Origin of the sequence: Rhizobium redzepovicii (assembly GCF_019793435.1) — a bacterium.
Classification (GTDB): domain Bacteria; phylum Pseudomonadota; class Alphaproteobacteria; order Rhizobiales; family Rhizobiaceae; genus Rhizobium; species Rhizobium redzepovicii.
In genome coordinates, this window is record NZ_JAILYH010000109.1 from 1 (window position 1) to 316 (window position 316).

The window sequence follows — 316 nt, forward strand, 5'->3', positions numbered from 1 at the left end:
GATTTGCCGTCAGCCGCCTATTCACCGGTGCAAAGCGTCAATCCGCCAGACGCACCATGGGAGCAAAGCTTGGGGGCATCGATCTTCGGCACCCCACAGTACATGCTGCCTGTGGACGACTTGGGAGGAGCTGTCCCTCCGAGCTGGCAACACCGCAATCAACCGGCACCGGCTGGCCTTCGGCTTGCGATGTCCTGGCTTGAGTTGCTGCCGAGCGCGGACAACCCCCAGACCAGCATCACTATCCATGGTGTGCCCTACACGGCCACTCTGGGGCCATCAGGCAGGGAGAACGACATTTACCTTTTCCAGCAAT

1 pseudogene is annotated in these 316 nt (G+C 60.4%); it reads left to right on the forward strand.

Annotated elements, in window-relative coordinates:
* Positions 1–69: 69 nt before the first annotated feature.
* A pseudogene (locus tag K6N12_RS33810) lies at positions 70–316 on the forward strand (hypothetical protein); the annotation flags it as partial.